The sequence below is a fragment of the Paraburkholderia bannensis genome (genome assembly GCF_014200455.1).
Taxonomy (GTDB): domain Bacteria; phylum Pseudomonadota; class Gammaproteobacteria; order Burkholderiales; family Burkholderiaceae; genus Paraburkholderia; species Paraburkholderia bannensis_A.
The window spans coordinates 178,690-203,962 of record NZ_JACHBW010000002.1 but is presented as its reverse complement, the minus strand read 5'-3'; the positions used below and the strand labels follow the sequence as shown (position 1 = coordinate 203,962).

Genomic DNA, 25,273 nt, shown 5'->3' with positions numbered 1-25,273 from the left:
CTTGCTCGACATTGCGAGTTCTCCTAATTTCGAATCGAAAAATTGAGAGAACACCGGAGTCGAATCAATTCGATTGATGATTTAGGCATTTTCTGATTGGGCGGCTTGCTGGGGAAAAGTATCTTGAGCCTGCTTCGGCGTGCGCCGGACAGTTCCACTCCTCTCCAATCATCCGAATCCAAACAATGAAAATGCGACTTCTACCAGCCAGCATGCTGGGTTTCCTGATCGTCGCCGCTGGCTGCACCACCGCGTCGGGCCCTATGCACAATCTCGACGTCGTCACGCTCGCCAACGGCACGCAGGCTTATCGTGTGCAGTGCCAGGGACTGCTTGAAAGCTCCAAGGCCTGTATGAAGAAGGTCAACGAGATCTGCGGCGACAAGCAGCCGATGCGTGTCTCGTCGGTCGATCGCGCCGCAGCAGGCTTCCAGCCCGAAAACGATCCGCGCGAAATCATGTTCGTCTGCCAGGCGCCGCAACCGGTCGTGCAGCAGCCGGTCCCGCAGCCGCCCCCCACGCCCATCCCGCAACCGCCGCGCACGATCACGCTGAACGCGGACGCCAACTTCGCATTCGACAAGTCCGAGCTTCTGCCGGGCGGCAAGGCGACGCTCGACAAGTTCGTGTCGGACAGCGACGGCGTAAATATCGGCACGGTGGTCATCGACGGCCACACCGACTCCGTCGGCTCGAAGGCCTATAACGAGCGCCTCTCGATGCGCCGTGCGCAAACCGTGCGCAACTATCTGCAATCGCGCGGACTGCACGCCGGCCAGTACGAGGTGCATGGCTACGGTGCGTCGAAGCCGGTCGCATCGAACGCCACGGCGAACGGCCGCGCGCAGAACCGCCGCGTGGAAATCCAGACCAACGGCGTAACGGCTCGCTAAACGGGCGCAAGCGCGCAACGAAGCGTTGCGGGGCCGTCCTCGGGCCGTCAATGGCCCAGGGACGGTCCCGCGCCTTTTCTGGGCTTCGTGATCCAGACCAGCGCAGCCAGCACCAGAAACACCACGCAGGATATGCGGAAGAAGTCGTTGGTCGCCATCATGTAGCCCTGCGACGTCACCACGTCATTGATCTTGGCGGTCATGCTTTGGCCCGCGTAGCCAAGATTCGCCAGCGCGTCCTGATACGCCGTGGTATTGGGCGAATACACGTTCACCGATTCCGTCAGCACCGCATGGTGATAGATCGCATCGTCCTCCCAGAAGGTCGTGCTGATCGCCGTGCCTATGGCGCCTGATAGCGTACGCAGGAAGTTCGACAAACCGGAAGCGCTCGCCAGGCGCTCATCGGAAATGCTTGAGAGCGTGATGGTCGTCATCGGCACGAAGAAACCCGCCACGCCGATACCCTGCACCAGTCGCGGCAGGATCACCTGACTGAACGGCACGTCGAGGGTGAAGGTGGAATTCCAGATCGACACGAACGCGAACACCAGGAACGCCAGACTCGCCACCAGGCGCAGATCGAGCCTGTGCATATTGCGTCCGATCAAGGGCGATAGCACGAGCGCCAGCAGACCGACGGGCGCTGTGGCAAGGCCTGCAATCCCGGCCGTGTAGCCCATCACTGTCTGCAGCCAGAGCGGGAAAATCACCACTGACCCAAAGAAGGCCATAAAGCCGAACGAGATGATCAACGCCCCGAGCGCGAAGTTGCGGTCGCGGAACAGCGAAAGATCGACGACGGGCTCTTTTTCGGTGGCTTCCCACGCAAGCATGAAAGCCAGCGACACCGCCGCGATGACCGCCAGTGCAACGATGAATTTCGAGCTGAACCAGTCGCGGTCCTTGCCCAGGTCCAGCATCATCTGCAGGCACGACACGCCGATTACCAGCAGCGCGAGGCCCACGGCGTCGATGCGTTGCTTCGTGATCTTCGTTTCGCGGCCGCGCAGCAGCAGGTACGCACACACGCCGGAAAACAGGCCGATCGGCACGTTGATATAGAAGATCCACGGCCAGGTGTAGTTGTCGGTGATGTAGCCGCCCATCACGGGGCCGAAGATCGGCGCGACGATCACCGTCATCGCCCACAGGCCAAGCGCGAGGCCGCGTTTCTCGGGCGGATACGAGCGCATGAGGATGGTCTGCGAAAGCGGCACCATCGGACCGGATACCAGCCCCTGCACGAGCCGGAAGGCGATCAGCGTCTCGAAGTTCGAGGCGAAGCCGCAGGCCGCCGAGGCAATCGTGAACAGGATCACCGAGAGCGTGAAGAGCCGTACCTCGCCCACCCGGCGCGCGAGCCAACCCGTGAGCGGCACGGCAATCGCCGAGGCCACCGAATACGAGGAGATAACCCAGGTGCCTTCGCTGTTGGCCACGCCCAGGTTGCCCGAGATGGTCGGCACGGCGACGTTGGCGATCGAGGTGTCGAGCACCTCCATGAAAGTGCCGAGCGCGAGGCCCACCGTCAGCAGCGCGAGCGTGCCGCCGGAAAGGGGCTTGAGTTCGGCGCCAGCCGGGGCAGAGCCGGGCGCGGCGGTTGAGGCGTCCATCTTCGGGTCCTTCTTCAGGAGCGTTGGTCGGGTTTTTCTGTTTGCTGCGCTTGCTTTGACCTGCGTGCGGACCGTTGCCCTTGCAATAAACGCCGAGCGAACGATCGTGCCTATTTATATGCCGGGGCATTGTCTGCCCAGACAGTTATTCCGATGCAATGCGGTCCTCTTAAACGCGCCGTCAGCCCGTTGCCCGTTGTGCAGACCAACGGCAAGAAGGCCGCGAGCGTGTTCAGGTGAATCAATCAGCCTGTGCGCCGTGCTATCCCGCCGTGCTTTCCGTATGACCGCACACCGCCTGCGTGTGCGCATCGTTGGCGATGAAGCGTTGCAACAGGCTGACGAGCGTCGTGACTTCATCGGCGCTGAAGCCATGCAGCTGCTCGTTCATCACCGAAGCGATCACATCGGGCAATTGCTGCGCTGCGTCGCGCCCGAGCGACGTGAGTTCGAGTTCCACGACCCGGCGATCGACATGACTGCGCTGGCGCTCGATAAAGCCCTTCTTCTCCAGGCGATCAAGCATGCGCGTCATCGAGCCGGTGTCGTAGGACAGCACGCGCGACATCTCGTTGGGCGTGCGGGCGCGCTCGAACCAGAGCAGCATGATCACGCCGATCTGCGACGATGTCAGCCCGAGCGGCGCGACCGCGCGATCCATACGGGCGGCCAGCACGTTGCGGGCAGTCGAAAGGAAATAACCGAGACTCGGCACGACGCCGACCTTGCCCGGCGCATCCGGCACGTAGGGGCCGTCACTCATGGGAAAGACGTTTTCATCCATTACGGAAACAGGCGCATTCTAGCCGGTTATTTTTCTGCCTGGGCAGTGAAATCTATTTTGGAGTCAAGGGGACAAATCGGCATTTCCAGCCAGGACGCAGTTGTCGCCGCGTTCATCGATCTGTCGCTATCGCAGCGTAAAAACAACAGCGGGATTGATGCAGCGCAAAGTAAGTTGTGATTTGATTGCATAGTCAATATTATTACAGGCAAGCACTTACACTCGTTAGATTCCCGAATTTCTTCTCTGCTCGCGCCATGCTGTACCTCAAAAACGCGCTCGGCGGCATTGGCCGCTCGGTCACCTGCACGGCACGACATGCCTTCGCGCATGCCGGTGGGGCAGCGCGTTGGCGCAAGATCGGGCTCTATGCCGCCATGTTCGTGCTGCCCGGCGGCTCGATCGCCGTCGTGCTGATGCTGTGGGCCGATCGCCGTCGCTCGCAGCGCGGCGCGCAGGGCGCCAATGTCACCCTCGAAGCGCTGCCGGCAACGGCCGTCAATTCAACGCTCAATCCGGCCGCAGCGGCAAAGACCGCCTGCACCGGCGTCGCCCATAGCGCGCGCGGGCGCGCTCACGACGCCCTTCATGCACTGCGCCGCTGGCGCGGTAACAACGCGTAATCTCCACCTTACGCGCCGTAACACATCCGTCCCCGTTCCCGGCTTAACCTTTCGGATTGTCGGCGGCGCAACACGCGTGCGCTACCATTGCCGCAACCCGGCGCCGCCGCCGCTGCCACTCATTACGCAGCGGGCCGGACGTCGTCCAAGCTCTCGCCCGCCGCATCGACAGGAATTTCCCGCATGTCCCGCCGTCTCGTTTTTCCCGGTCGCCTTCCCGCTTTGCAGCGCCGTCGCGCGCCCACGCTCGCGCTGATCGGCGCGGCGGCGGCACTCGCGTTCCAGTTGAGCGGCTGCGCGGTGGGCCCCGACTATCATCGGCCCGACACGGCAATGCCCGCGGCATACAAGGAGGCGCCGGAAGGATTCAAGGTGGCGCAACCGGCCGATACGGCGGATCGCGGCAGTTGGTGGCTCATCTACGACGACGCACAACTCAACGGGCTGATGGATCAGCTCGATGCGAACAACCAGACCGTCGCGCAGTACGCCGCCGCTTACCGCCAGGCGCGCGCGCTGGTCGGCGAGGCGCGCGCCGCGTATTTCCCGTTGGTGAGCGCGTCGTTCTCAGGCACGCGTTCGCGCACGCCTTCGCGCGTTTCGAGTTCGGCCAGCGGCTTTTCGAGTGGCGGCGGCAACATCAGCAACAACGTGAATCTGGGCCTCGACGCCACCTGGGAGCCCGATCTCTGGGGCAAGGTGAGCCGCACCGTGAGCGCCGAGGAAGCCGGCCAGCAGGGCGCAGCCGCCGATCTGGCCAACGCGCGCCTGTCCGCCCAGGCCACGCTTGCGCAGACGTATTTCACGCTGCGCGCGCTCGACGCCCAGCAAAAGCTGCTCGACGATACGGTGGCCGCCTATCAGAAGTCGCTGACGCTCACGCAGAACCAGTACGCCCAGGGCGTGGCGGGCCGCGCGGATGTGGTTCAGGCGCAGACGCAACTGCAATCCGCCCAGGCCGCCGCCATCGACAACGGCGTGGCGCGCGCCCAGGACGAGCACGCCATTGCGGTGCTGGTCGGCCAGCCGGCTTCGTCGTTCTCGATACCGGCCTCGCCGCTCACGGCTACGCCGCCCGTCGTGCCGCTCACGATGCCATCGGCGCTGCTCGAACGGCGTCCAGACATCGCTTCGGCCGAACGCAAGGCAGCGGCCGCCAACGAGCAGATCGGCGTGGCAATCTCGGCGTTCTTCCCCACCCTCACGCTGTCCGCAAGCGGCGGTTTCGAAAGCTCGGTGTTCTCGCAGCTGTTGCAGTTGCCGTCGCGCTTCTGGACCCTCGGGCCGTCGCTGGCCGCCACGGTGTTCGATGCGGGCCTGCGCCGCGCGCAGACCGAAGCCGCGCGCGCGGCCTACGACCAGCAGGTCGCGACCTATCGCCAGACCGTGCTGGCCGCGTTCCAGGATGTCGAGGACAACCTCGCCTCGCAGCGCATCCTCGCACAGGAAATCGTCGTGCAGCAGCAGGCGGTGGAGTCGGCGCAGCATGCGCTGGCGATCGTCACGAACGAGTACAAGGCCGGCACGATCGATTATCAGAACGTGCTGTCCGCGCAGACCACGGCATTTACGGCGCAGCAGAAGCTCGCCAGCATTGCCGGCCAGCGGATGGTCTCGTCGGTGGGGCTGGTGAAGGCGCTCGGCGGCGGCTGGGACACCGCGCAGATGGATCGCGAGAGCGGCGGTGTGACCGCGCCCGCGCCGGTGCCCGCATCGGCCACAGCGGGCACGACGGCCAGCACGGCCGCCGCATTTACCCAGAACACTCAGGCGCAGTAAGCGAGCGGAACGTATAAAGCGCGGGCAGCGTGAAGGGCACGACGGCGCAACGCCGTCAGTGCATGAAGGTCAGCGCGACCTGACCGGGGCCAATCGGCCGTCCCAGCAGATTCAGCAGCCCCGCGAGATTGTCGCGCTGGTCGGGCGTGGCGCTCGCCGTGCCGTTGAACATCGCCGAGTTGCGCGAGAAGGTGCCGTGGCCATCCAGCATCAGCGGCCCTTTCTGCGTGCTCAGATCGAGCGTCGATGATGCGCCCTGCGCCTGCAGCACCGCTTCATAGGATCCCAGCGGCTTCACCAGCGAGACTCGCGAACTCATATCGCCGAGCGTGAGCGTCAAACGCCCGAACGCATCGGTGCCGAACACGCGCCATGGGCTCCAGGCGAGCCGCACGTTGCCGTCCAGATCGAGCGTATTGAACGGCGCGCCAAGACCCGCGAGCAGCGAGGCCGGCACCGCAATCGCACCCGCCGTGACGGTCGCGCCACGCGGCGTCGCCTCGACGTCGACGGGATCGGGCATCGCCTCGGTCTGACGCATCTGCAGGCGCACGCGGCCCGTGAACAGCGCCCAGAACGACGCGCGCCACTCGATACGCCCTGGCAACAGCGTTGCACCCTGCACATCGTGCCCGGCCGCGAGCATGAGCGTGGCCGAACCGTGCCAGAGCGAACCCTGCGGATCGACGAGATTGACGTGCCCCTGGGTCGCGCGCGCGAATTGCGGCGCGATCCAGGCGGCGGGCAGACGCACCAGCAGCACGGCTCCCACCGAGAGCACGGCGACCAGCAGCCAGGGCAGCGCGGCGCGTGCGCGCCGCATCCAGTAAGACATACGATCGACCTCTGGCTATGTCAGCGCGCGTTCGCGCTCTGCAGCGACGCGGTCAGATCGACCTGGCCGTCGGCCTTGAGCGCGGTGATATGCGCTTCGACCACCTGCACCTTGAACTGCTTGCGCACGTCGTCGAGCCAGGCCGTCCAGACCGGAAACGACGCGTTCTTCATCTGCACCTGCGCCGCCGTGCCGACCATCTGGACCTGCGCGCCCGGCATGCCGTGATCGGCGAGCGACGCCGTCAGCGCATCCTTGAGCGCCTGGCCGCCCGGCGCGACGCTCGCCGCCGCGCCCGAAAGCGCACGCGCCTCGTCGGCCTGGGCCGTCATCAGCGATAGCTCACGCTGCAGGGCGGGCAGGCTTTCGCGCAGCTTCGCGCGGCCGTCAGCCGCCGGCTGCCACAGCACCGAATAGCCGATGGCGATGGCCAGCACCGCGCCGCCCCACGTCAGCAGGGTCTTTTCGCGTGCCGTGCGCGCTTCCCAGAAGTTGGTCCACTGTTCCTGCACGGCCTCGCCGAAGGCGCCGCCCGTTGCCGATGTCTTCATGACGCGCTCCTGATGGTCCATTTGCCGCTGCTGCTGTCCTGCGTGCCGGTCAGGCCGTTGCGCGCGAGGCGCTGGGCGAGGCCGCTATCGACGTTGACACCCGGCTTGAAGGTCACATCCAGACGCCGGTCGTGATAGTCGAGCGCCGCAATCGCATTGGCGGGCACCGGCCCGAGCGAGCGCGCGGTGCCGTCGGCGAGCGCGAGGAAGTCGTCGGGCGACGGCTCGCCCGCGGCCACGCGCAGCTGCGACAGCTGACGCGCCATCTGCCCGGCCGGGTCGAGCACCACGGTGGTCTTGGGAAAGGCGTTGAGCAGCAGTTCGGTCATCTGCGTGTTCATGGCGTCGCGCTGCCGCGAAAGCATCAGCCATTGCACGTTCGCGCCGATGATCGCCACCACCAGCGAGGCGACCACCAGCACGATCGGCACACGCAGACGGCGCAGCGTGGCGCGGTCCAGACGCCACGGCTGGGCGGCAAACTCGAACTGGCAGAGATCGAACTTGCAGGCGAGTGCGCGCTTTGCGAGCGTCTCAAAGGACAGCGGCTGCGCGCCGGGCAGGGCGGCGGCGAATGTGGCCCATGCGGCGGCCTTGTCGGCGGCGCTGGTGGGCTCGCCAGGCAGGCCGGTGAGGACGTAGCGGGTCACATCGGCATCGCCGGCGAGGGCGGCGACCGTCGCGGCGACGCTCGCGGCCGGCACGGCAAAGCCTTCGGCGGCCGCGCCGCGCACGATGGCGAGTTCGAGCAGCGCGGCGGTCGTGGCGGGGGCCGCTGCCATGTCGGGCAGCAGCGCTGGGGCGGTCGCCATCACATGGCCAAGCACGCAGGCCGTCACGGCTTCGCGCGGCGCGGCGACGGCAGGAGCTTCGGCTGGCGCTTCGGCACCTTCGTGTTCGCCAGCGACGACGGGCTCCGCAACCGGCGCGGCAACGTTCAGCGCGACGGGCAGGCAGCGCGCCACCGGCACCGCGCGCAGGTTGCGGTGACCTGCACCGGTGAAACCCTCGACGATAAAGCGGAACCAGCCGCGATCGATGGCCGCCACGGTCTGCCGGCCGTCGGGCAGGCGCACGGGATCGAGCGCGAGATGGCAGGTCTGCGGGTCCTGGATCAGGTGATCCTCGACCACGTTGGGCAGCGCCTGGCGCAGCCGCGGCCCTTTGAGCGGCGGCACCGCGGCCGACACCATCAGCAGGTCGCGCGCGGCGATCAGCAGCACGGTCGCCGACGCTTTCGGCAACAGGCCCAGCGCCGCGCGGCCCGCGCGCTGCGTGTGGCCCGTCTTGTCGAGCAGCACGAACGGCAGTTCCGGCAATTGCCATTCCTGCGAGTGAACCGCCGGGTCGCGGGGCGGCATCAGGACGATCAGCGTGCTCACACGCACCTCTTTTCGATGTTGGACTGGTACGGCTTCATGATTCGCTTCAGGATTCGTCCCAGACGCGCACGATGCGCGTCGTGTGGGTGAGGGAGTCGCGCCACACGAGCGTGGTCCGGTCGACGACGGCGCGCTCGTGCTGCACGCGCCCATGCACCAGAAAATAGCTCGTATTGACGTCGCAGAGCGTGGAATCGATGCTTGTCTGCGGCGTGCCCGCGCCGGTCAGCGCCAGTTGCACGTCGCTCAGATTGCGGAAAAACACCGTCTGACGCCGCGACACGAAGGCCTGCGCGCTGGACAGGCTCATGCCCTGCACGATCGAGGCGATCACTTCGGCGGAGGCCGTATTCATGTTGACGGGCGTGGTGGTCGGCAGGATCGTCACGAAGGGCCGCAGCCGCGCGACGATGTCGGGCGTGAAGCCGGGCACGTCGAGCAGGCCGTCCACGCTCGTGATGAGAATAGGTGCGTTGTTGCTGTCGCCGCCGCCGTCGCTGATGCCCGGGTTATTGGTGAAGTTCGCGCCGCCGCCGATGCCACCGCCGATCTGCTGCGTGGCGGGCGTGCCACTGGCGCTCACGCCCGCGGCAGCGGTCTGGAAACGCGTGACCGAATACGCGAGTCCCGAGCGCAGATAGACCGCCGCGTTCTTCGCGAGCTGGCCGTCGATGCCAAGCAGTTGCAGCAGGCGCGCGAACGCCTGGATCTGCGTGAGGTTCAGTTGCAGCGCGCCAGGCGCCGAAGCGCTCACCAGATTGCGCAGATTGAAGCGCGACTGGGCGTCCTCGATCGAGCCCGAAAGCCACGTATCGGCGCCCTGTTCGGCGCGCGCCTCGCCGATCTGGCCGAGAAAGTCCGACAGCCGCGTGCGCGCCACCGGCATGCCCCACGCGCCGCCCAGATAAGTCACGCCCGCCGAGGTATCGGCTTCCGAGCGCAGGATCAGGCGGGTCCAGTCGAGCGACGCGCGCGAGATCCACTGCGCCTGGGCGAGCAGGCGCTGGTTCTCGATGCGGCGTATCTGCACCTGCTGGCGCCAGAGCACGCCCGAGACCAGAATCGCCGACAGCGCCACCACCATCAGCGCACTGATGATCGCCGCGCCGCGTTGTTTCGCGGTGTTGCGCCGCGCGCGCAGCGAGCGGGGAAGGCAGCGGGCCAGCGGGAAACGTCGCATGCTCATTCCCCCACCACGAACACGCGCGTCACCGGCAACGCGAGCGAACGCGCGCCCACGCGCACTTCCAGCCCCGTCACGGCGCGCGGCACCGGTGCGTTGCCGAGCTGCGGCACCTTCACGCCGTTGTTGTTGGCGTTGAGCTGCGAGCGCACGTCGCCCATGTCCGAGGTCCAGCCGACCTTCGGCACGTAGAGGCGCGCAGTGATCGAGGTGACCCCCTGCATCATCGGCAAGGCGCTCCAGGCAGCGGATTCGCCGCCGCGCAGCGCGCCGCGCAACTCGCCGATATGCGCGAGCGGCGGCGAGGCGTAGCGCACGATCTGCCCGTTAGTCACGCGGTAGCGCACCACCTGCAGGCGCGGCGCCGAGCCCGGCGGCACCGGGAACGCGCGCACGATCTGCAGCGCGCCGCCGTCGACGGCGATGGCGGGCGAACCTGCTTCGTCGTCGCTCGCGGCCTGGCGCGTGTCGATGCGCATCTGGTCGAACATCTGCGCGAATACGCGCTCCTCGGCCATCGATTGCGTGATGATGTTGCGCCCGCGCACGATCTGGTCGAGTCCGCGCCACGACAGGATCGCCACCACGGCCATGATGGCGATGGCGACCAGCAGCTCGATCAGCGTGAAGCCGCGTTCGCGTCCCTGTTCGCGTCGTTTTGACGGTGTCATGCGCATCGGATGATCACAGTGACCGGTTCGTCTCATTGCCGAGCACCGTGACGAGTTGCGCAAGCATGCCGTCGCGGCCCGGCGTCGTCACCGACACCTCCACGCGGCGAAAAATCGGATTGGGCGTGGCCGCGACGTGCTGCGTACAGGTCAGGCGCAGATTGCCCTGCGAGCAGTCGAAGCTGCGCTCGCCAAGATCGGGCCAGGCATGCGCGAGGCGCAACTGGGCGAGCGCGTTGTCGGCGCTCCAGCCCGCGAGCAGGCGGTCGTGCAGTTCGGCTTCGCTGGTGGCGAGACTGCCCACCGCGCGCAACGATGCAGCCAGCGCGATCGCCACGATGGCGAGCGCCACCAGCACCTCGATCATGGTGAAGCCGCCTGCGGCGCGGCGCGGTAAGGTGCGCTGAACAGGGCGGTGAAAAAGGCGCTCGCGCATCTCAGCGAACCTCATACCGGCCCGTGCCGGTGCCAACGATCGTCGCGCGGCCCGCCGCGGAAAAGAGCGTGATCTCGACCGGCTGTTCGACGGCTTCGGTGCCGAAGATGAGCCGGTTCGCATGGTAATCGTCGTCGCTGCCGGGGTAGGTGATCGACACGCCGGTCACGCCGCCTTCCCAACCGCGCGGGCCGAGCAGGTCGTCGCGCAGCGGACGCCAGCCGTCCTCGGTGCGCACGTCGAAACGAAAGCCGCCCGCAAGCGGCTGCCACGCAATCGGGCGCGCGCGCACCTGCGCCTCGTCGCCGGCCGATTCGAACAGCAGCGCGAGCCGCTGGGCCTCTTCGTTGAGATCGGTGCGCGGATTGCGCGTGAGCGACAGCGAGGCGAGCGATACCAGCAGCCCGGCGATCAGCAGCACCACGAGCATTTCCAGCAGCGTGAAGCCGGCCGAACGCGTGAGCGTCGGCGCACGGTCACGGCGGCGCGCAATGCTGGCAGGGCGGGATCGCATGGGCTGAAAGGGCAAGGTGCGGGGCGCAACATCGCGGCGCGGTGGTCGAAAGGACGCTGGAATTTCGACTGGACCGCGCCGCGCAGCTTATCGCGAGTGAATGATGGCTACTGCCAGGAACCGATATCGGCGTCGTTGCCTTCGCCGCCCGGTTTGCCGTCGGCGCCATAGCTGAAGACGTCGATCTCGCCATGCACGCCCGGGTTCAGATACTGATACGGATTGCCCCACGGATCGTTGGGCAGGCGCTCCAGATAGCCGCCGTCCTTCCAGTTGTTCGGCACCGGATCGGTGGTCGGCTTCTGGACCAGCGCCTGCAGACCCTGATCCTGGGCCGGATAGCGGCCGTTATCGAGGCGATAGAGCTTCATGGCCTGCATGATCGTGCCGATGTCCTGCTTCGCCGCCACGCGGCGCGCTTCGTCGGGACGGCTCATGATCTTCGGCACGATCAGCGCGGCGAGAATGCCGAGGATCGCGATCACGACCATGATTTCGATCAGCGTGAAGCCGCGTTGACGGCGCGTGCGCCCCTCGATGACGTCGCGGCTGATTTGCCCACGGTATTTGGCCCACATGGACATAACGGACTTCCCTCCTGATGATGATCGTTGCGTGTTGCTGCGGCGTACAGTGCACCGCACTGCGCCGCGTCTGTGACGGGTCATTGTAATGTCACACGATGACGCCTTTGCGACCCTCTTTCGAGTCTGAACCTGGGTCTCAATCTGGCTCTCAACCCGATACGTACTTCTACTAGCCCTGCCAAGGCTTTTGCTGCCATCAAAACGTACACATAACTCCGTACAATGGCCCGCATGAACCCACTGCAAATCCGTCTTCTGTCACTCGCTGCCTTCGCGGTGTTTTGCGCCACGGCCGCGTGGTGGACGCTCGAAATCGCCGCCTCGCGCGCGGCGCCCGTGCAGGCCGCCGCAGCCCAGCCGCCCGTCTCGCTCGATCAGGCCGGCGTGCTGTTCGGCGGCAAGCTCGACCACAACGTCGCGCAGGACATCCATCTGTTCGGCATCCTCGCGCTGTCGCAGGGCGCGGCGGCGATCGTCAGCATCGGCGGCGAACCGGCTCACGCCATCGCGCTGGGCGGTGCGATCGGTCAGGACTCGAAGCTCGCCGAAGTGCGCGCCCGCTCAATCGTGATCGACCGTCATGGCGTGCACTCGGAAATCTTCCTGCCCGCCAACCCCGGCGGTCCTACCATCTACGTGCGCTAACGGCTTTGCGTCAGCGTCAGCGCAAGCTTCAAACCCGCCTCGCGCAGCCTTTTACTGCACGAGGTTGTTCAGTTCGATGATCGGCAGCATCACCGCGAGCACGATCACCAGCACCACGCCCCCCATCGCCAGAATCAGCAGCGGCTCCAGCAGGCTGGTGAGGAACATCGTGCGCCGTTCCAGCTCGCGCGCCTCGCCTTCGGCGGCGCGGTCCAGCATGGTCGTGACGTCGCCGGTCGCCTCGCCCGAGCGGATCAGGTGCACCAGCACGGGCGGAAACGTCTTCGTATTGCCGAGCGCGCGCGACAGCGAGGTGCCTTCGCGCACGCGCACGATGGCGTCGTCGATGTTGTTGCGCATCGCCTTGTTCGAAAGCGTCTCGCCGGCCGCCTGCAGCGCGCGCAGGATCGGCACGCCCGCCGCGCTCAGAATGCCCAGCGTGCTGGCAAAGCGCACCGTGTTGTAGCCACGCACGAGCTTGCCCGCAAGCGGCGCGGTGAGCAGCCAGCGATCGAACGAAAGGCGCGGCCCGGGACGGCGCAAGGTCGCCCGCACCATCCACGCCACCAGCGCCACGACGATCAGCACGGCCCACCACCATTGCCGCACGAACGACGAGAGCGCCATCATCACGATGGTCAGAAATGGCAACTGTTGCTTGGTGCTCGCGAACACATTGACGACCTGCGGCACCACGTAGCTCAGCAGGAAGGTGACGATGCCGAACGCGATGATCGTGACGATCGTCGGGTAGGTGAAGGCCAGCACGATCTTCTGCTTGAGCGCGTTGCGCTGCTCGATGTAGTCGGCCAGACGCGACAACACGATGCCGAGCTTGCCGGTGTGCTCGCCCGCCGCGACCAGCGCGCGGTAGATGTCCGGAAAATCCCGCGGATGCTGCTCCAGCGCGTTGGCGAGCGAATGGCCGCCGAGCACTTCGGCGCGAATGGCCGCCATCAGTTCGCGGATGTAATCGCGTTCGGACTGCTCGGTGAGCACGGCAAGCGCCTCGCCCAACGGCAGGCCCGCGATCAGCAGGCTCGCCAGCTGACGGGTGAGAATCGCCTGTTCGCGCTGCGAGAGCTTGCGCCCGAGCGCCAGACGTTGCTGGCGCGCGCCACGCGTGCGCGTCGCAGCCGGCTCCACGACCAGCGGCGTGAGCCCCTGGCCGCGCAACTGCTGACGGGCGCCGCGTGCGCTGTCGGCGTCGAGCACGCCTTTTTGCGCTTTGCCCGCGGCGTCGATCGCTTCGAAACGGAATGCCGGCATGGTGCTTGTTCGCCTCCCGTCGCCTTACGCGCCGCCCGTGACGCGCAGCACTTCTTCCAGCGAAGTCGTGCCCGCGTCGAGCCAGCGCTCGCCGTCGTCGCGCAGCGTGCGCATGCCTTGCGCGCGGCCGGCGGCGAAGATCTCGGCGTCGGCGGCGTTACGGTGGATCAGCGCGCGGATCGGTTCGTCGATCAGCAGCAGTTCGTACACGCCGCGGCGGCCCGAATAGCCCGAATTGCCGCAACGTTCGCAGCCAACCGGGTGATAGCGCGTGCGGCCGTCTTCCTCCACACGCGCTTCCTTGCAATGCGGACAAAGCTGGCGCACCAGCCGCTGCGCCAGCACGCCCAGCAGCGACGAGGCCAGCAGATACGGCTCCACGCCCATGTCAGTCAGACGCGTGACGGCGGAAGCGGCGTCGTTGGTGTGCAGCGTGGCTAGCACGAGGTGACCCGTGAGCGAAGCCTGCACGGCAATCTGCGCGGTTTCCAGATCGCGGATTTCGCCGATCATGATGATGTCCGGGTCCTGACGCAGGATCGAGCGCAGCGCCCGCGCGAAGGTCATGCCGATGCGCTCGTTCACCTGGGTCTGGCCGATTCCCGAGAGGTCGTACTCGATCGGGTCTTCCACCGTCATGATGTTGGTCGTGGCGGTTTCCAGCCGCGACATCGACGCATACAGCGTGGTCGTCTTACCGGAACCGGTCGGGCCGGTCACGAGCACGATGCCGTGCGGCCTGGCGATCAGCTGGTCGAACTGGCCGAGCGTGTCCGACGCCATGCCGAGCGTTTCCAGGTTCAGGCGCTGTGCATCCTTTTCGAGCAGACGCAGCACGGCGCGTTCGCCGTGGCCGGTCGGCAGGGTGGAGACGCGCACGTCCACTGGCCGCCCGCCCACGCGCAGCGTGATGCGGCCGTCCTGCGGCAGACGTTTTTCGGCGATATCGAGCTGCGCCATGATCTTGATACGCGAGATCAGCGCGCCATGCAGCGCCTTCTTTGGGCGCACCACGTCGCGCAGCGTGCCGTCGACGCGAAAGCGCACCACCGAGGCATTCTCGAACGGCTCGATGTGAATATCCGAAGCCTGCTCACGCGCCGCCTGCGTGAGCAAAGCGTTGATCATGCGGATGATCGGCGCATCGTCTTCGGACTCCAGCAGGTCTTCCACTTCGGGAATGTCCTGCATGAGACGCGAAAGATCGACTTCGCCTTCCACTTCGCCCACCACCTGCGCCGCGCTGCCGTCCTGGCGCGCGTAGGCCTGGTTGATCGCCAGGGCGAGTTCGTCGGCAGGCACGCGCACGAGCGTAAAAGCGCCGAAATTGCGTGCAACCTCGGCGATCGCCGCCTGCGAGGTGCGATCGCTGATCCACACTTCGAGCCCTTCGGCGTGTTGCTGGGCGACCAGGAGCTGACCGCTGCGCGCGAAGCCGTAGGGCACGAGCCGTGCGGCCAGCGGCGAGGGCGCCGGCAAGGACTGGCGCGGTGTCTCTGCGGTGCTCAAGGCTGCACCCTCGGCGTGGTCGTGAGGGGTTGCTGCTGTTGCGTCGGGTCTGCGGGCGTGACCTGCAAGGGCGCGCCCTGAACCGGCATGGGCGACGTTTGCACCGGCGCGGTCCGGACCGGCGCGGTTTGCACGTTTTGCGCGGGCTGCATCTGCGCGGCGTTCGCGGGCAGCGAACGCACGATCTGGTCGCGTCGCATGCGGTCCAGATCGAACAGATTGACCGCAGATCCACCTTCAGCCGGACCGATCGGCATCGGCGGCACGACCGGATCGTCCTTGTCGCGCATCAGGTTGTTGTCGGACTTGTACGCGCCCGTCACACCCTGGATGTAGTCGTAGCGGTTCGACGTGACGGCCTGCGCCGTATCGCGGTCGCTGATGATCACGGGGCGCAGGAACACCATCAGATTGGTCTTCTGACGCGTCTTGTTTTCCGAACGGAACAGCTGGCCAATCCACGGAATATCGCCGAGCAACGGCACCTTGCTGTTGCTGACCTGATAGTTGTCCTGCATCAGGCCGCCGAGCACGATGATTTCGCCGTTATCGGCCAGCACGGTCGACTGGATCGAACGCTTGGTGAAATCCGGGCCGGCCGGATTGGTCGCCACACTGGTCGTGCCATTCACGATCGCCGAATCTTCGGTGTAAAGCTGAAGCTTGAGCACGCCGCCTTCAGTGATCTGCGGCTTGATGTGCAGCGTCAGGCCGACATCAACACGGTCATAGGTGTTGAACGCCGAACTCGTGGAGCCGCTCGTGAGGTTCGAATACGAACCGGTCTGGATCGGCACGTTGGTGCCCACCACGATCTTCGCTTCCTGGTTGTCGAGCGTGATCAGGTTAGGGGTGGACAGCACGTTGGCGTCCGAAGTCTGCGACAGCGCCTGCAGCAGCGCACCCAGCCCCTGCACACCGAACAGGTTATGCACCCAGCCCACGTTCAGCCCCTGCTGCAGGCCGGCCAGCGAACTCACGAGGCCGCCGCCCGTCACAGCGCCCGCCGTCAGATTGATGATGCTGTTGCTGCCGCCGGTGGACAGATTGGTGCCCGCCAACAGATTGCCGCTGCCGATCTGCCACTGGATGCCCAGGTTGGCGTTGGTGTTCGAGTTCAGCTCGACGATCAGCGCTTCGATATAGACCTGGGCGCGGCGCGCGTCGAGCTGGTCGATCACGGTGCGCAGGTTGCGATAGAGCGGGTCCGGCGCGGTGATGATGAGCGAATTGGTGGCCGCATCGGCCTGGATCATGCCGCCGCCCGACGAGTTGTCGTCGCTCTTGTCCTTGCCGTTGTCGCCGAGAAAGTCGCTATTGCCACCGTAGGACGAACCGCCCGCCATCGGATTGTTCGACGAACCGCTGCCGCCCAGCGAACTGGGCAACGGCGGCGTGCCGGACATACCGGTCGAGTTGCTGCCGCCGATGCCGCCGCCGCTGTTGCCATTGCCATTGCCGTTCTGGTTGAACGAACTGGCATTGCCGCTGCCCGAGGACGAATCGTTGCCGCCCTTGCCCATCATGCCGCGCAGGGTCTTGGCCAGTTGCACGGCGTCGGCATTGCGCAGCGACACCACATGCATATTGCCCGGCATGCTGGTCGGTGCGTCGAGTTCCTTCGCGAGCTGTCTGGCCGCTGCGAGGCGCTGCGCGTTCGAGGCGCGCAGCATGATCGAGTTGGTGCGCGAATCGGCCAGCACCGTGACCTTGAGGGTGGGATCGGAGCCGCCGATCGCGCCCGGATCGAGCATCTTCTGCAGCGTGGGCGCGATGTCGAGCGCGTTGGCGTTGCGCAGCGGCACGACCTGCACCTGCTGGCCGGCGGCCGTATCAATGCCCGCGATGATCGCCGCGATACGCCGCACGTTGTCGGCATAGTCGGTCACGACGAGCGCGTTATTGCCCGGATAGGCCGCGATGGTGTTGTTCGGTGAAATCAGCGGACGCAGCACCGGCAGCAGGTTGTTGGCCGATTCATTGCGCAGCTGGAAGACCTGGGTGATGACCTGGTCGCCGCGCGCGCCCGGCGCGTTACCCACATAAGTGGGCACGCCCTGGAGCTTGGCGTCGGCCTCGGGCACCACCTTGAGCACGCCGTGATCCTGCACCAGCGAGAAGCCCTGCATGCGCAGCGCCGATTGCAGTGTCTTGAGCGCCTGGTCCTCGGGCACGGGGTTCTCGGAAACGAGATTGAGCTGCCCCTTCACGCGCGGATCGACAATGATCGTTTTGCCGGTGGCCGCGCCGATGGCCTTCGCGACCTGATCGATATCGGCGTTGACGAAGTTGAGGGTGACCTGGGCATGCGCGAGCTGCGCCGTCATCAGTCCGCTCACGAGCAGCGCCGTGGCGAGGCGGCGCAAAGCCATACGATTTCTTCTCATGGGTGTCTTTTCGAAGCCGGCAGCGGACACCGCCGGCCATTCGTACTTATCCGTACTTATCGTGCTCAGTGCACATCGTGCCCGTGCGAACGGCCCGCTGGATGCATGCGACGCATCCGCCGACCTCCCAACCGCCGCAGACTGCCGACGCTCCTCCCCCGGCAACCGATGCTCACCAAAAAGAGCAACAGTAGCAGTTTTTCGTGTCGAATTTGTCACAAAGGCAAAACGTCTGGGGATTTCTTCTAAAGCTTGGAATGCTGCAAAAGGCATTTGTAAGGATTGGGGCGCGTCAAGCCGGGGCCACGGCAATGCCCCGCTGTCTGACGGAGTTCGCGTATCGGCCGTTCGGGCAGTTTGAAGCGTCATGGACTGCCGGTATCATACGGGCGGCGCGATACCTGTGGACTCAGGGCTTGCGCGCACGTTGCGCCTGAAAGACGCGGGTTTTCCCGATATCGGCGCCAGCCGGTGCGTATTGGGCAAAACCCGTACCGATTCCCGCCAGGACTGTTTCGCACTCCATTCGACGTTGCAATGAAAAAGGTTGCGTCCGCCACGATCTCCGCTCTCGTCATGCTTGCCGCTGTTGCAAGTGCGCCGGCGCGCGCCGATTGTTTCGACGAGGCGGCGCGCTATCAGAAGGTCAATCCGCTGATCCTGCGCGCGATCGCCTGGCAGGAGTCGCACAACACGCCTGACGCACTGCACAGGAATGCGAACGGTTCGACCGACTACGGCGTGATGCAGATCAATTCGATTCATCTGCCTGCGCTCGCCCAATACGGCATCTCGCAAAGCACGCTGATGGAGCCGTGCAAGAACGTCTACATCGCCGCCTGGCATCTGCGCCAGAAGATGAACAAATACGGCAACACCTGGGCGGCGGTGGGCGCATACCATTCCGAAACGCCCACGCTGCGCGATCAGTACGCCCAGCAGATCGCCGCCATCCTGCGCAAATGGAAGCTGATGCCCTGACGGGACCGCGCAAGGCGCTGCGTCCCGCTTGACGCGGCGATCCGGCGACCCGCCCGGACGGCGTACGCCGTCAGCGCGCCGGGTCCGCATGGTGCAAAATGCAGGCTTGCGCCGCCGGAACGCCCGAGCGGGGCGCTTTTCCTGCCGCTATTTCCGGTTTCCCCTGTTTCCTTACTGCACACTGCGATGAACCCGACGCCACTGCCCGTCACCGTGCTCTCCGGCTTTCTGGGCGCGGGCAAGACCACATTGCTCAGTCACGTCCTCGCGAACCGCGCCGGTCTGCGCGTAGCCGTGATCGTCAACGACCTGGCCGCCGTCAATATCGATGCGGCGCTCGTGCGGGACGCCTCCGCGCTCGCGCGTGTCGAAGAGCGACTGGTCGAGCTGTCCAACGGCTGCATCTGCTGCACGCTGCGCGACGACCTGCTCACCGAAATCCGCCGGCTGGCTGACCCGGCCCAGGCGGGCCAGCGCTTCGACGCCATCCTGATCGAATCGACCGGCGTAGCCGAGCCGATGCCGGTGGCCGAAACCTTCACGTTCACCGACGAAGACGGCGCATCGCTGGCCGATATCGCGCGGCTGGACACGATGGTCACCGTGGTGGATGCCTTCAATTTCCTGCGCGACTACGCCAGCGCCGATCCGCTTGCCGAGCGCGGCGTGACGGTGGGCGAGGGCGACGACCGCACCATCGTCGAGTTGCTGATCGAGCAGGTGGAGTTCTGCGACGTGCTCGTGCTCAACAAGGCCGATCTGGTGAGCGCCGAGGACCTCGCGCAACTGCAGCAGATTCTCGCGCGCATCAATCCGCGCGCGGTGCAGGTGGTGAGCCGCTTTGGCGAGGTGCCGCTCGACGCCGTGCTCAACACGGGTCGCTTCGATTTCGATGCGGCCGCGAGCGCCCCTGGCTGGCTGTCTTCGCTGCACGAAGACGCGCATGACCATTCGCACGACCACGATCACGCTCACGACCACAGTCACGACAACACTCAGGGCGGCGGCGATTGCGGCGCGCATTGCAGCCATCCGGATCACCAGCATCGCAGCGAAGCGGATGCCTACGGCATCGGCAACTTCGTCTATCGCGCGCGCAAGCCGTTCCATCCCGAGCGGCTGTGGGCGCTGCTCAACCAGGAATGGGCCGGCGTGCTGCGCTCGAAGGGCTTTTTCTGGCTCGCGACGCGCAACGATGTGGCCGGCCAGCTCTCGCAGGCGGGCGGCGTGTGCCGGCACGGCCCGGCGGGCACCTGGTGGGCGGCGCAGCCGCGCGAGGAATGGCCGCAGGACGACGAGCTGGAACAGGAAATCGCCCGCGACTGGTTTGGCGACGCCAACGACACGCGCATTGGCGATCGTCGTCAGGAACTGGTGATGATCGGCGTGAATCTGGACCATGCGGCGTGGCGCGCGAAGCTCGACGCCTGCCTCGTCACCGATGCCGAATTCGCCGCCGGCCCCGACGCCTGGCAGGCCTACACGGACCCGTTCCCGCAATGGGATTTCGACGATGAAGACGATCATGATCACGACGGCGAGGGCGAAATCGTCCATCGTCACGACTGATCGAATATGAAAAAGCCGCCTGAAAAAGGCGGCTTTTTCATAACGGCGGACGAAAAAAAACCCGCCAGGGGCGGGTGTCAACTTAAAGCGGTATTGCTTGAACGTGCTTTAACGCTTGTTGACGGCGTCCTTGAACGCCTTGCCAGCCGTGAACTTGACGGTCTTGGCTGCCGGAATCTTGATGGTCTCGCCGGTCTTCGGGTTACGGCCCGTACGTGCCGCACGCTTGCCCGAGCCGAAGCTGCCGAAGCCGATCAGCTGGACAGCGTCGCCTTTCGACACGGCCTTCTTGACCACTTCGAGGAGCGTATCCAGCGTTTCACCGGTTTGAGCCTTGCTAGCGCCCGTCTGTGCTGCGACGGCGTCGATCAGTTCCTGTTTATTCATTGAGATATTCCTTTCTGTGTTTAGGTTGACACGAACAGCGCGAACGCGCCGATTATACGGACGCGTGCCGCGCCGTCGAGCAGCGCGGACCCGGAGCACCCCGGGGATTTGCGTCGCGGCGTAAAGCGCTAACAAGCGCCAGCGCCTTCCCGCGACGTCCGTGCTGCCGCTTCCCTGGGCGGCGCTTGCTATGATAGCGCAGCGCAAACCCAATAACGACAAGGGTTTCGAAGATTTCGAGGGGTCCGCGCGGGTTTTTCTGCAGGTCTTTGCGTTTTTGATGTGCGCCGCGCTCAAAACGCAGCCGGCATGCATCGATTTAACATTCGCGCGTTGCGTTCGGCCAACGCTTTGCGGCCGCAAACCCAGACCCCACGGGCATTTCCCACTTTCCCCGCGCTCGCGTTAGTCATGACCGCCACCCTGATTCCCGCCACGCTCGCCTTTCGCGAAGATGGCACGCCGTTTTCGCCGCACTTCGGCGACGTCTATCACAGCCCTTCGGGCGCCTTTGCGCAGTCCGATTTCGTCTTTCTGCAGGGCAACGGCCTGCCGGAACGCTGGCAGAACCTGCGCATTTTCACGGTGCTGGAAACGGGTTTTGGCATGGGCGTGAACTTCCTCACAACCTGGAATGCCTGGCGCGACGATCCCTCTCGTTGCGAGCGCCTGCATTTTGTCTCGGTAGAAAAGCACCCGTTTGCGCGCGAAGATCTGCGCGCCGTGCTCGACGCCGTCGTCGCCCAAGCCTCCGATGGCGCGCTTGCGACGCTCACGACGCTCGCGCGCGAACTGGTCGACGCATGGCCGATGCTGGTGCCAGGCACACATCGGCTGGAATTCGAGGGCGGGCGTGTGACGCTCACGCTCGTCTTCGGCGATGCCGTCGAATCACTTCCCAAAATGTGGTTACGCGCCGACGCGATTTACCTCGACGGATTCGCGCCCGCGAAAAATCCCGAACTCTGGTCGCCGGCCATCTTCAGGGCACTTGCACGCGTCGCGGGCGACGAGGCGTCCTTCGCCACCTGGAGCAGCGCGGGCGACGTCAAGCGCGCGCTCGAACAGAATGGCTTCGAGTTTCGTAAAACGCCTGGCTTCGGCGGCAAATGGGCGATGCTGAGCGGACGCTTCGCGCCGCGCTGGCGAGTGCGCCGTCACGAGCCGCCGCTGCCGACGCCGCTTGCCGAACGACATGCCGTGGTGATCGGCGCGGGCCTCGCGGGCAGTGCGCTGGTCGAGCGGCTGGCCGCGCGCGGCTGGCGCGTGACCTTGCTGGAACGCCATCCCGCGCCCGCGCGCGAGGCATCGGGCAACCCTGCCGGCGTGTTTCATCCGCTGATTTCGCGCGACGACAGCAACGCCTCGCGCATCACGCGTGCGGGCTTCCTCTACGCGCTGCAGCGCTGGGCCGCGCTCGATACGCTGGGTCACGCGCCAAAGCGCAGTCATGCCGGACTGCTGCACCTGGCGACCGACGACGAGTCGCGCGCCGTGGCGCACGCACTCGCATCGTTTGGTTATCCCGATGAATTCGTGCGCGCGGTCGATCGCGAAGAGGCCCAGCAAATCGCGGGCGTTGCGCTCGCTCAGGGCGGCTGGCTTTATCCGCGCGGCGGCGCGATCGACCCGGCTTCGCTGTGCCGTGCGCAGATCGCCGCGGCCAGCGCGTACAGCGGCGCGCAGGTGGAGGTGCGCTACGGCGTGCAGGTCGGCCGCATCGCGCGCGCGGGCGACTCATGGCAGGTACTCGACGATGCCGGCGGCTTGATCGCGCAGGCGGGCGCGGTGATCTTCGCCAATGCGCACGATGCCGCGCGAGCCGCCGCGCTCGACTTCGCACCGACGCGCAGCGTGCGCGGCCAGCTCACGCTGATCGACCACAGCCCGCTCGCGGCGCTGCGCGTGCCCGTGATCGGCGATGGTTACGCGGTGCCGCTGGACGGCGGCGTCACGCTCGCGGGCGCAACCTACGAAGTGGACGATACGAATCTCGATCTGCGTGCGCCGGGGCATGTGGAAAATCTCGAACGCGTCGCGCTGATGCTGCCGGAGCTGGCGCAAACCTCGCAACCGCCAACTGGCTGGCGCGGCCGCGTGGCGCTGCGCTGCGTGACGAGCGACCGCATGCCGATGCTCGGCCAGCTCGGCGACGAGAACGCCGCCCGCCTTGACGCCCAACGTCTCTCGGGCGCCTGGCCGCTGGATCTGCCGCGTGCGCCAGGACTCTTTGGCGCGTTCGCCTTCGGCTCGCGTGGGCTGGTCTGGGCTTCGCTCGGCGCGGAGCTGATCGCCTCGCAACTCGAAGGCGAACCGTGGCCGATCGAGCGCGAACTCGCCGAACAGATCGATCCGGCCCGCTTCCTGCAACGCGCCTTGCGCCAACGCAGCCTCTAGCAAAACCCGGCGGCGCGAGCCTTACAACAAACCTTACAACACCACCAATACAGTTATCCCCGTGGACATGTGGATAACCGCGCGAGTTGTGGACAAGTTTGGTGTGGGCGCGATGTGGGCGTAAACGGGATAACTCGCGGCCTGCTTTGCGCCCCTGAAAAGTTATTCTTGATTGCCAGGCAACACACCACATACTGTGCGACGGGTTGTTCGATCGCCAAGCCGATGATTCCCATAGGTATACAGGGGTTATCCACAGGAAAGTGCCGCCCTTGTTAACTTCTACTACGTATACATACGGTAAACCGTAAACCTTAGGCTGACGCTATCGCTCTGGCAGGAAAACCGGCGCAAAGCGCTGCCGCGCTGTTGTGGCCGATACAACCTCGGTACGCCCCTCGCACGGTCATTTTTTCCACATCGTCCGTTAAAACGGGCGCAATTACCGCCAACGCCAGGCTTCATCGGTTCAGGTGGGACAATTGCAAAAAAGCTATGGCACAATCGCCGTTCTTTTCCGCGTCATCCGCCAGACAAGCGACATCACCTGGCCGACGCATCCACGGAACGGATGCCGCCTGAACTGAATCTCAGTGCTCAGGACAGCCGGCAGCGTTCGTTCACTCAACCCAGGTGCTGAAAGTCGATAAGACCGCGCCTGGACCGGCTGTTCGCCGCGCAAGCGGCACCGGTGCGAGTTTCCCCGCCGTCATTCGCCGTGCACCAGACGCACGTTAGCCGCTGCCAGCCCTGGCTGCGGGCGTGCGCGTCGCCAGCGGATTGGGCTGACAGCCTCGCGCCCGGCTCGCCGCATATCCGCCACGCATGTGTTATGTCTGCATGGCACGCGGCTTGCCCATGAGCGGGGCCGTAGCAGTACTCGTACGTCGGACAGCTGGACTTGTCTTCTGCCGGCCGGAGCGGGCCTTGAATGCCTCATCCGGTCCCCTGCACGAAGGTGTTGCCAAGGAGAAGCCTTCACGATGAAGTCGGCGTTTTCGTTCTTTCCCGCGTGGCCGCTGCAGCCAGACGGTATTTTCTGGGCCGGCCTCGCTCTGCTCGCCGCCGGTCTGTGCGGCGAACTCTGCTATCGCGCCTGGCGTCTGCCGCGCATTTCGGGCTATGCGGTCATTGGTCTGATTGCCGGTTCGGCGGGCTTCGGCGTGATCGACATCGACACTGCCAATGCCGCGCGGCCGGTGTTGGACGTCGCGCTCGGGCTGCTGCTGTTCGAACTCGGCAGCCGGCTCGATCTGCGCTGGATCCGCCGTAGTCCCTGGCTGATCCTGTCGAGCCTCGCCGAAGCTTCGCTTACGTTCGTGCTGGTGCTCGGGCTCCTGCTGTTTCTGTCGGTACCGGCGATGGTCGCCATCGTGGTGGCGTCGATCTCCATGGCGACTTCGCCCGCAATGGTGATCCAGCTCAAGACCGAGTTGCGCGCCGAAGGCCAGGTCACGCAGCGCCTCATCACGCTGACAGCGCTCAACAGCATGTATGCCGTGGTGATCGAAAAGCTCGCGTCCACCTGGCTGCATCAGGAGATTTACGGCAACGTATTTGCCACCATCCTGCAGCCTTTGTATCTGCTGGTCGGCTCGATCGTGGTGGCGTACGTGCTCGCGCGCGCCTGCACCTTGTTTTACCGGCGTCTGAGCCCGCAGGACGAGCATTCTTTCGTAGCGCTGTTCGGCCTCGTGCTGCTGGCGATCGCCGTTGCGCATCTGCTCAAGCTTTCGACCATCCTGAGCCTGCTGGCCGCCGGCATCATCGTGAAGAATCTGGAAGTGCGCCCGCAACTGTGGCCGCAGCACTTCGGCACGGCCGGGTGGCTGCTCACGGTGATCCTGTTCGTGCTGACCATGACCACCTTCGAGTGGCATTACATCCTCGTCGGCGGTCTGGCCGCAGCAGGGCTGATCCTCGCGCGTCTGGTGGCGAAGCTGGTCGGCGTGCTGATTTTCGCGAAGCCCAGCGGGCTTGAACTGAAGCAGGGTGTCGCGCTGGGCATCGCGCTCACGCCGATGTCCGCGCTTGCGCTGCTGCTCATGGAGGACACCTACGATCTGTACCCGAACTTCGATCCGGGTCTGCGCGCAATCATGATGTGTGCCATCGTGGTGTTGCAGCTGCTCGGCCCGTGGCTCGTATATCGCGCGCTGGCGCTGGTTGGCGAGCGCGGCGAAGAATGAACGCGGCGGCCGCGTGCCGCCATGAAACACTGCCCGCCACGCGAGGCCGGCTGCCGCTGGCCACGTGTGGCGCGGCCGAATGAGGG

22 protein-coding genes are annotated in these 25,273 nt (G+C 65.6%); 8 read left to right on the top strand and 14 right to left on the bottom strand.

Annotated elements, in window-relative coordinates; genetic code table 11:
- Positions 1 to 191 precede the first annotated feature (191 nt).
- Entirely contained in the window at positions 192 to 893 is a 702-nt protein-coding gene (locus tag F4827_RS03910; protein ID WP_260174957.1) for an OmpA family protein, read from the top strand.
- Positions 894 to 940: 47 nt separating this feature from the next.
- Here the strand turns inward: F4827_RS03910 and F4827_RS03905 are convergent, their stop codons facing one another.
- Together F4827_RS03905 and F4827_RS03900 are read right to left on the bottom strand one after the other, a co-directional pair.
- A complete protein-coding gene (locus F4827_RS03905; protein ID WP_183721817.1) occupies positions 941 to 2,509 on the bottom strand; it encodes a DHA2 family efflux MFS transporter permease subunit in 1,569 nt (522 codons plus the stop codon).
- Positions 2,510 to 2,771: 262 nt separating this feature from the next.
- The gene (locus F4827_RS03900) at positions 2,772 to 3,272 is read right to left on the bottom strand and encodes a MarR family winged helix-turn-helix transcriptional regulator (protein ID WP_183721814.1); all 501 of its coding nucleotides are present in this window, start codon (positions 3,270 to 3,272) and stop codon (positions 2,772 to 2,774) included.
- A gap of 278 nt (positions 3,273 to 3,550) precedes the next feature.
- On the opposite strand from F4827_RS03900, the gene F4827_RS03895 reads away from it, so the two are divergent.
- Both F4827_RS03895 and F4827_RS03890 read left to right on the top strand, forming a co-directional pair.
- Entirely contained in the window at positions 3,551 to 3,916 is a 366-nt protein-coding gene (locus F4827_RS03895) for a hypothetical protein (RefSeq protein WP_183721811.1), read from the top strand.
- A 183-nt stretch (positions 3,917 to 4,099) separates the two neighbouring features.
- Positions 4,100 to 5,695 carry an efflux transporter outer membrane subunit gene (locus F4827_RS03890; protein WP_183721808.1) on the top strand — a complete coding sequence of 532 codons (1,596 nt, stop codon included), beginning with the start codon at positions 4,100 to 4,102 and terminating at the stop codon, positions 5,693 to 5,695.
- 55 nt (positions 5,696 to 5,750) lie between these two features.
- On the opposite strand, the gene F4827_RS03885 is transcribed toward F4827_RS03890, so the two are convergent.
- From F4827_RS03885 to gspG, 8 genes are all read right to left on the bottom strand, one after another.
- Positions 5,751 to 6,530: a type II secretion system protein N gene (locus F4827_RS03885; protein ID WP_183721806.1), complete on the bottom strand. Its 780-nt coding sequence runs from the start codon at positions 6,528 to 6,530 to the stop codon at positions 5,751 to 5,753.
- A 20-nt stretch (positions 6,531 to 6,550) separates the two neighbouring features.
- On the bottom strand, positions 6,551 to 7,081 hold the full coding sequence (locus tag F4827_RS03880; protein ID WP_260174955.1) for a type II secretion system protein M: 531 nt from the start codon (positions 7,079 to 7,081) through the stop codon (positions 6,551 to 6,553).
- Entirely contained in the window at positions 7,078 to 8,463 is a 1,386-nt protein-coding gene (gene gspL / locus F4827_RS03875; protein ID WP_183721802.1) for a type II secretion system protein GspL, read from the bottom strand. Before gspL ends, F4827_RS03880 begins: the two co-directional genes overlap by 4 nt.
- 46 nt (positions 8,464 to 8,509) lie before the next feature.
- A complete protein-coding gene (gene gspK, locus F4827_RS03870) occupies positions 8,510 to 9,643 on the bottom strand; it encodes a type II secretion system minor pseudopilin GspK (RefSeq protein ID WP_183721800.1) in 1,134 nt (377 codons plus the stop codon).
- A 2-nt stretch (positions 9,644 to 9,645) separates the two neighbouring features.
- On the bottom strand, positions 9,646 to 10,323 hold the full coding sequence (locus F4827_RS03865; RefSeq protein ID WP_183721797.1) for a type II secretion system protein J: 678 nt from the start codon (positions 10,321 to 10,323) through the stop codon (positions 9,646 to 9,648).
- 7 nt (positions 10,324 to 10,330) lie between these two features.
- The gene (gspI, locus tag F4827_RS03860; protein WP_183722707.1) at positions 10,331 to 10,753 is read right to left on the bottom strand and encodes a type II secretion system minor pseudopilin GspI; all 423 of its coding nucleotides are present in this window, start codon (positions 10,751 to 10,753) and stop codon (positions 10,331 to 10,333) included.
- 1 nt (position 10,754) lies between these two features.
- A complete protein-coding gene (locus F4827_RS03855; RefSeq protein WP_183721795.1) occupies positions 10,755 to 11,267 on the bottom strand; it encodes a GspH/FimT family pseudopilin in 513 nt (170 codons plus the stop codon).
- 107 nt (positions 11,268 to 11,374) lie between these two features.
- Positions 11,375 to 11,845, bottom strand: a complete 471-nt coding sequence (gene gspG / locus F4827_RS03850) for a type II secretion system major pseudopilin GspG (protein WP_167063886.1) — start codon at positions 11,843 to 11,845, stop codon at positions 11,375 to 11,377.
- 240 nt (positions 11,846 to 12,085) lie between these two features.
- Between gspG and F4827_RS03845 the strand changes: the two genes are divergently transcribed.
- Positions 12,086 to 12,499, top strand: a complete 414-nt coding sequence (locus F4827_RS03845) for a general secretion pathway protein GspC (protein ID WP_183721793.1) — start codon at positions 12,086 to 12,088, stop codon at positions 12,497 to 12,499.
- A gap of 51 nt (positions 12,500 to 12,550) precedes the next feature.
- Here the strand turns inward: F4827_RS03845 and gspF are convergent, their stop codons facing one another.
- From gspF to gspD, 3 genes are read right to left on the bottom strand one after another with little or no spacing between them, the layout of a single operon-like run.
- Positions 12,551 to 13,768, bottom strand: a complete 1,218-nt coding sequence (gene gspF / locus F4827_RS03840) for a type II secretion system inner membrane protein GspF (RefSeq protein WP_183721790.1) — start codon at positions 13,766 to 13,768, stop codon at positions 12,551 to 12,553.
- A 24-nt stretch (positions 13,769 to 13,792) separates the two neighbouring features.
- Positions 13,793 to 15,277: a type II secretion system ATPase GspE gene (gspE, locus tag F4827_RS03835; protein WP_311672487.1), complete on the bottom strand. Its 1,485-nt coding sequence runs from the start codon at positions 15,275 to 15,277 to the stop codon at positions 13,793 to 13,795.
- Positions 15,274 to 17,649 carry a type II secretion system secretin GspD gene (gspD, locus tag F4827_RS03830; RefSeq protein WP_183721786.1) on the bottom strand — a complete coding sequence of 792 codons (2,376 nt, stop codon included), beginning with the start codon at positions 17,647 to 17,649 and terminating at the stop codon, positions 15,274 to 15,276. The genes gspE and gspD overlap by 4 nt, the downstream gene beginning before the upstream one ends.
- A 552-nt stretch (positions 17,650 to 18,201) precedes the next feature.
- Here gspD and F4827_RS03825 point away from each other — a divergent pair.
- The gene (locus F4827_RS03825; RefSeq protein WP_183721784.1) at positions 18,202 to 18,645 is read left to right on the top strand and encodes a lytic transglycosylase domain-containing protein; all 444 of its coding nucleotides are present in this window, start codon (positions 18,202 to 18,204) and stop codon (positions 18,643 to 18,645) included.
- A 186-nt stretch (positions 18,646 to 18,831) separates the two neighbouring features.
- A complete protein-coding gene (locus tag F4827_RS03820) occupies positions 18,832 to 20,214 on the top strand; it encodes a GTP-binding protein (RefSeq protein WP_183721782.1) in 1,383 nt (460 codons plus the stop codon).
- Positions 20,215 to 20,322: 108 nt separating this feature from the next.
- On the opposite strand, the gene F4827_RS03815 is transcribed toward F4827_RS03820, so the two are convergent.
- Positions 20,323 to 20,601, bottom strand: a complete 279-nt coding sequence (locus F4827_RS03815; RefSeq protein ID WP_027815965.1) for an HU family DNA-binding protein — start codon at positions 20,599 to 20,601, stop codon at positions 20,323 to 20,325.
- Positions 20,602 to 21,012: 411 nt separating this feature from the next.
- Here F4827_RS03815 and mnmC point away from each other — a divergent pair, with 411 nt between their 5' ends.
- On the top strand, positions 21,013 to 22,998 hold the full coding sequence (mnmC, locus tag F4827_RS03810) for a bifunctional tRNA (5-methylaminomethyl-2-thiouridine)(34)-methyltransferase MnmD/FAD-dependent 5-carboxymethylaminomethyl-2-thiouridine(34) oxidoreductase MnmC (protein WP_183721780.1): 1,986 nt from the start codon (positions 21,013 to 21,015) through the stop codon (positions 22,996 to 22,998).
- Between the two features lie 983 nt (positions 22,999 to 23,981).
- Entirely contained in the window at positions 23,982 to 25,187 is a 1,206-nt protein-coding gene (locus F4827_RS03805; RefSeq protein WP_183721778.1) for a cation:proton antiporter, read from the top strand.
- Positions 25,188 to 25,273: the final 86 nt, after the last annotated feature.

Coding starts and splice junctions, on each gene's coding strand:
- F4827_RS03865 (WP_183721797.1), bottom strand. CDS start 10,323: ATGCGCATGACACCGTCAAAACGACGCGAACAGGGACGCGAACGCGGC.
- gspK (WP_183721800.1), bottom strand. CDS start 9,643: ATGCGACGTTTCCCGCTGGCCCGCTGCCTTCCCCGCTCGCTGCGCGCG.
- F4827_RS03825 (WP_183721784.1), top strand. CDS start 18,202: ATGAAAAAGGTTGCGTCCGCCACGATCTCCGCTCTCGTCATGCTTGCC.
- F4827_RS03905 (WP_183721817.1), bottom strand. CDS start 2,509: ATGGACGCCTCAACCGCCGCGCCCGGCTCTGCCCCGGCTGGCGCCGAA.
- F4827_RS03885 (WP_183721806.1), bottom strand. CDS start 6,530: ATGTCTTACTGGATGCGGCGCGCACGCGCCGCGCTGCCCTGGCTGCTG.
- mnmC (WP_183721780.1), top strand. CDS start 21,013: ATGACCGCCACCCTGATTCCCGCCACGCTCGCCTTTCGCGAAGATGGC.
- F4827_RS03895 (WP_183721811.1), top strand. CDS start 3,551: ATGCTGTACCTCAAAAACGCGCTCGGCGGCATTGGCCGCTCGGTCACC.
- gspG (WP_167063886.1), bottom strand. CDS start 11,845: ATGTGGGCCAAATACCGTGGGCAAATCAGCCGCGACGTCATCGAGGGG.
- F4827_RS03890 (WP_183721808.1), top strand. CDS start 4,100: ATGTCCCGCCGTCTCGTTTTTCCCGGTCGCCTTCCCGCTTTGCAGCGC.
- gspF (WP_183721790.1), bottom strand. CDS start 13,768: ATGCCGGCATTCCGTTTCGAAGCGATCGACGCCGCGGGCAAAGCGCAA.
- F4827_RS03815 (WP_027815965.1), bottom strand. CDS start 20,601: ATGAATAAACAGGAACTGATCGACGCCGTCGCAGCACAGACGGGCGCT.
- F4827_RS03900 (WP_183721814.1), bottom strand. CDS start 3,272: ATGAGTGACGGCCCCTACGTGCCGGATGCGCCGGGCAAGGTCGGCGTC.
- F4827_RS03855 (WP_183721795.1), bottom strand. CDS start 11,267: ATGCGATCCCGCCCTGCCAGCATTGCGCGCCGCCGTGACCGTGCGCCG.
- F4827_RS03910 (WP_260174957.1), top strand. CDS start 192: ATGCGACTTCTACCAGCCAGCATGCTGGGTTTCCTGATCGTCGCCGCT.
- F4827_RS03845 (WP_183721793.1), top strand. CDS start 12,086: ATGAACCCACTGCAAATCCGTCTTCTGTCACTCGCTGCCTTCGCGGTG.
- gspD (WP_183721786.1), bottom strand. CDS start 17,649: ATGGCTTTGCGCCGCCTCGCCACGGCGCTGCTCGTGAGCGGACTGATG.
- F4827_RS03820 (WP_183721782.1), top strand. CDS start 18,832: ATGAACCCGACGCCACTGCCCGTCACCGTGCTCTCCGGCTTTCTGGGC.
- F4827_RS03880 (WP_260174955.1), bottom strand. CDS start 7,081: ATGAAGACATCGGCAACGGGCGGCGCCTTCGGCGAGGCCGTGCAGGAA.
- F4827_RS03805 (WP_183721778.1), top strand. CDS start 23,982: ATGAAGTCGGCGTTTTCGTTCTTTCCCGCGTGGCCGCTGCAGCCAGAC.
- gspI (WP_183722707.1), bottom strand. CDS start 10,753: ATGCGCGAGCGCCTTTTTCACCGCCCTGTTCAGCGCACCTTACCGCGC.